At 48.0% G+C, this 5,541-nt stretch carries 2 tRNA genes and 3 rRNA genes; all 5 read right to left on the bottom strand.

Going from position 1 to position 5,541, the window contains the following annotated elements:
* Positions 1-65: 65 nt before the first annotated feature.
* Positions 66-180: ribosomal RNA gene (gene rrf / locus BLS38_RS12700) — 5S ribosomal RNA — on the bottom strand.
* 156 nt (positions 181-336) lie between these two features.
* A 23S ribosomal RNA gene (locus BLS38_RS12695) occupies positions 337-3,225 on the bottom strand.
* A gap of 307 nt (positions 3,226-3,532) precedes the next feature.
* Positions 3,533-3,608, bottom strand: a tRNA-Ala gene (locus tag BLS38_RS12690).
* Between the two features lie 54 nt (positions 3,609-3,662).
* Positions 3,663-3,739: transfer RNA gene (locus BLS38_RS12685), tRNA-Ile, on the bottom strand.
* 59 nt (positions 3,740-3,798) lie between these two features.
* Positions 3,799-5,335 (bottom strand): 16S ribosomal RNA (locus BLS38_RS12680).
* Together the 16S, 23S and 5S rRNA genes with 2 tRNA genes alongside form the textbook arrangement of a ribosomal RNA operon.
* Between the last annotated feature and the right edge of the window lie 206 nt (positions 5,336-5,541).

The raw sequence follows: 5,541 nt of genomic DNA, 5'->3' as shown, positions 1-5,541 counted from the left end.
TTATATTTAAATTTGAGGGATAAAAAAAAGCCCCCGATTTTATCGGGGGCTTTTTAGGGAATAGATGCTGGCGATGACTTACTCTCACATGGGTAACCCCACACTACCATCAGCGCGAAGAGGTTTCACTTCTGAGTTCGGGAAGGGATCAGGTGGTTCACTCTTGCTATAGTCGCCAGCATAACTGTTGATGGACAATTTCGGGTCTTATTTAGATGCCGTACTTTAGTACCAAATGAGTTATTAACAGATTGTATCAGATGAGTCGATAATATATTGTCTAGCGTTAACTAAATCAAGTTATTTGATTAAGAAATACAACTGTTTGGGTGTTGTATAGTCAAGCCTCACGAGTAATTAGTATTGGTCAGCTTCATGTATCACTACACTTCCACATCCAACCTATCAACGTTGTAGTCTTCAACGGCTCTTTAGTGGACATAAGTCCAAGGGAAATCTAATCTTGAGGTAGGCTTCCCGCTTAGATGCTTTCAGCGGTTATCCCTTCCGAACATAGCTACCCGGCGATGCGACTGGCGTCACAACCGGTACACCAGAGGTTCGTCCACTCTGGTCCTCTCGTACTAGGAGCAGATCCTCTCAAATTTCCAACGCCCATGGTAGATAGGGACCGAACTGTCTCACGACGTTCTAAACCCAGCTCGCGTACCTCTTTAAATGGCGAACAGCCATACCCTTGGGACCTGCTTCAGCCCCAGGATGAGATGAGCCGACATCGAGGTGCCAAACACCGCCGTCGATATGAACTCTTGGGCGGTATCAGCCTGTTATCCCCAGAGTACCTTTTATCCGTTGAGCGATGGCCCTTCCATACAGAACCACCGGATCACTAAGACCTACTTTCGTACCTGCTCGACTTGTTGGTCTCGCAGTTAAGCGCGCTTTTGCCTTTATACTCTACGCGTGATTTCCGACCACGCTGAGCGCACCTTCGTACTCCTCCGTTACTCTTTAGGAGGAGACCGCCCCAGTCAAACTACCCACCAGACATGGTCCTCGATCCAGATTATGGATCAGAGTTAGAACCTCAATATTACCAGGGTGGTATTTCAAGGATGGCTCCATGGTAACTAGCGTCACCACTTCAAAGCCTCCCACCTATCCTACACAAGTAAGATCAAAGTTCAATGTCAAGCTGCAGTAAAGGTTCACGGGGTCTTTCCGTCTAGCCACGGGTACACGGCATCTTCACCGCGATTTCGATTTCACTGAGTCTCTGCTGGAGACAGCGCCGCCATCATTATGCCATTCGTGCAGGTCGGAACTTACCCGACAAGGAATTTCGCTACCTTAGGACCGTTATAGTTACGGCCGCCGTTTACTGGGGCTTCGATCAAGAGCTTCGCTTACGCTAACCCCATCAATTAACCTTCCAGCACCGGGCAGGCATCACACCCTATACGTCCACTTTCGTGTTTGCAGAGTGCTATGTTTTTAATAAACAGTTGCAGCGGCCTGGTTTCTGAGGCTGCCTGTAGCTCAAGGAGCAAGTCCTATCACCACGAGCAGCGTACCTTCTCCCGAAGTTACGGTACCATTTTGCCTAGTTCCTTCAGCAGAGTTCTCTCAAGCGCCTTGGTCTACTCGACCTGACCACCTGTGTCGGTTTAGGGTACGATTCCTGTGTAACTGAAGCTTAGAGACTTTTCTTGGAAGTATGGTATCAGCCACTTCGTAGGTAAACCTACTTGCTATCGACTCTCAGCATAGAGCACCCCGGATTTGCCTAAGATGCATGCCTACTGTCTTCCACCTGGACAACCAACGCCAGGCTGACTTAACCTTCTCCGTCCTCTCATCGCATTACACAGAAGTAATGGAATATTAACCATTTTCCCATCGATTACGCCTTTCGGCCTCACCTTAGGGGTCGACTCACCCAGCCCCGATTAACGTTGGACTGGAACCCTTGGTCTTTCGGCGAACGGGTTTTTCACCCGTTTTGTCGTTACTCACGTCAGCATTCGCACTTCTGATACCTCCAGCATACTTCTCAATACACCTTCATCGGCTTACAGAACGCTCCCCTACCACTTGACTAATGTCAAATCCGCAGCTTCGGCATATAGTTTTAGCCCCGTTACATCTTCCGCGCAGGCCGACTCGACTAGTGAGCTATTACGCTTTCTTTAAAGGGTGGCTGCTTCTAAGCCAACCTCCTAGCTGTCTATGCCTTCCCACATCGTTTCCCACTTAACTATAATTTTGGGGCCTTAGCTGGCGGTCTGGATTGTTTTCCTCTTGACTACGGACGTTAGCACCCGCAGTCTGTCTCCCGGATAGTACTCATAGGTATTCGGAGTTTGCATCGGTTTGGTAAGTCGGGATGACCCCCTAGCCGAAACAGTGCTCTACCCCCTATGGTATTCGTCCGAGGCGCTACCTAAATAGCTTTCGGGGAGAACCAGCTATCACCAGGCTTGATTAGCCTTTCACCCCTATCCACAAGTCATCCCCTGGCTTTTCAACGACAGTGGGTTCGGTCCTCCAGTTAGTGTTACCCAACCTTCAACCTGCTCATGGATAGATCGCCTGGTTTCGGGTCTATACCCAGCAACTAAACGCCCTATTAAGACTCGATTTCTCTACGGCTCCCCTATACGGTTAACCTTGCTACTGAATATAAGTCGCTGACCCATTATACAAAAGGTACGCAGTCACGGAACAAGTCCGCTCCCACTGCTTGTATGCATGCGGTTTCAGGATCTATTTCACTCCCCTCACAGGGGTTCTTTTCGCCTTTCCCTCACGGTACTGGTTCACTATCGGTCAGTCAGGAGTATTTAGCCTTGGAGGATGGTCCCCCCATATTCAGACAAGGTTTCACGTGCCTCGCCCTACTCGTTATCATGATATGTGCCCTTTCGTGTACGGGACTATCACCCTCTACGGTTGCACTTCCCAGAGCATTCCGCTAAAACACATATCACTTCATGGGCTGATCCCCGTTCGCTCGCCGCTACTAAGGGAATCTCAATTGATTTCTTTTCCTAAGGGTACTGAGATGTTTCACTTCCCCTCGTTCGCCTCATAAACCTATGTATTCAGTTTATGATACCTACCTTATGGTAAGTGGGTTCCCCCATTCAGACATCTCCGGATCATAGGATATTTGCCGCCTCCCCGAAGCTTTTCGCAGGCTATCACGTCTTTCATCGCCTCTGACTGCCAAGGCATCCACCACATGCACTTAATTACTTGACTATACAACCCCAAACAGTCGAACAATACCTACAAGGAGCATTGCCAACATTTTGTCTAGAGTCTTGTAGATTCAACTACTATACAGCTTCAATCTTAATACCAAAACGCTTGATTCAGTTAATTTCGCTAGTTCTCAATTCATATAAATTAAACATTTGCATGTCATCTTTATATAAATGAGTTGAACAATTATTTTCAGACTCAATCTGATTCAATCTGTTAATGATTTCCTAATGCCTCGTCAGCAATTAGGTTACTGTGTAATCACAGAAGTTAATAAGCTATTTACTTACTAAATTCTGTAATTTGGTGGAGACTAACGGAGTCGAACCGTTGACCTCCTGCGTGCAAAGCAGGCGCTCTACCAACTAAGCTAAGTCCCCAGCTTATATCATTTGAATTGTGTATATGTCTTATTGCCTAATCTCAATGGTCAATGGTGGGTCTGACAAGACTTGAACTTGTGACCCCACGCTTATCAAGCGTGTGCTCTAACCAACTGAGCTACAGACCCTCAGATCATATACTAAAGAACAACTTGTTGTGGATTCTTACTAAGCCATCACCTTTCGTTAAGGAGGTGATCCAGCCGCAGGTTCCCCTACGGCTACCTTGTTACGACTTCACCCCAGTCATTGGCCACACCGTGGTAAACGTCCTCCCGAGGGTTAGACTATCTACTTCTGGTGCAACAAACTCCCATGGTGTGACGGGCGGTGTGTACAAGGCCCGGGAACGTATTCACCGCGGCATTCTGATCCGCGATTACTAGCGATTCCGACTTCATGGAGTCGAGTTGCAGACTCCAATCCGGACTACGATCGGCTTTTTGAGATTAGCATCACATCGCTGTGTAGCAACCCTCTGTACCGACCATTGTAGCACGTGTGTAGCCCTGGCCGTAAGGGCCATGATGACTTGACGTCGTCCCCGCCTTCCTCCAGTTTGTCACTGGCAGTATCCTTAAAGTTCCCACCCGAAGTGCTGGCAAATAAGGAAAAGGGTTGCGCTCGTTGCGGGACTTAACCCAACATCTCACGACACGAGCTGACGACAGCCATGCAGCACCTGTATGTAGATTCCCGAAGGCACCAATCTATCTCTAGAAAGTTTCTACTATGTCAAGGCCAGGTAAGGTTCTTCGCGTTGCATCGAATTAAACCACATGCTCCACCGCTTGTGCGGGCCCCCGTCAATTCATTTGAGTTTTAGTCTTGCGACCGTACTCCCCAGGCGGTCTACTTATCGCGTTAGCTGCGCCACTAAGCCCTCAAAGGGCCCAACGGCTAGTAGACATCGTTTACGGCATGGACTACCAGGGTATCTAATCCTGTTTGCTCCCCATGCTTTCGCACCTCAGTGTCAGTATTAGGCCAGAAGGCTGCCTTCGCCATCGGTATTCCTCCAGATCTCTACGCATTTCACCGCTACACCTGGAATTCTACCTTCCTCTCCTATACTCTAGCCAACCAGTATCGAATGCAATTCCCAAGTTAAGCTCGGGGATTTCACATTTGACTTAATTGGCCACCTACGCGCGCTTTACGCCCAGTAATTCCGATTAACGCTTGCACCCTCTGTATTACCGCGGCTGCTGGCACAGAGTTAGCCGGTGCTTATTCTGCGAGTAACGTCCACTTATCCTAAGTATTAGTTAGGTAAGCCTCCTCCTCGCTTAAAGTGCTTTACAACCATAAGGCCTTCTTCACACACGCGGCATGGCTGGATCAGGGTTCCCCCCATTGTCCAATATTCCCCACTGCTGCCTCCCGTAGGAGTCTGGGCCGTGTCTCAGTCCCAGTGTGGCGGATCATCCTCTCAAACCCGCTACAGATCGTCGCCTTGGTAGGCCTTTACCCCACCAACTAGCTAATCCGGCTTAGGCTCATCTATTAACGCAAGGTCCGAAGATCCCCTGCTTTCCCCCGTAGGGCGTATGCGGTATTAGCGTCCCTTTCGAAACGTTGTCCCCCATTAATAGGTAGATTCCTAAGTATTACTCACCCGTCCGCCGCTAAGGTCAGTAGCAAGCTACTTTCCCCCGCTCGACTTGCATGTGTTAAGCCTGCCGCCAGCGTTCAATCTGAGCCATGATCAAACTCTTCAGTTAAAATCATAATCCCTTAAGGGGATCAATCTAGCTCACTAAAATCACTAGCAAATATATATTCGCTCTCAAATAAATTTTCGAGTAAATTTCTACTAGTCATCTCAATGATATTTTATTTCATATCAGTGATAAAACTTAGTAAAAATCCACACAAGTTGTTCTTCAATTCTATTAATGATCGTCTAACTGATTCGTCATCAGTAAGC

The sequence above is a fragment of the Acinetobacter boissieri genome, from assembly GCF_900096955.1.
GTDB classification, from domain to species: Bacteria; Pseudomonadota; Gammaproteobacteria; order Pseudomonadales; family Moraxellaceae; genus Acinetobacter; species Acinetobacter boissieri.
This window is presented reverse-complemented; position numbering and strand designations above follow the sequence as displayed.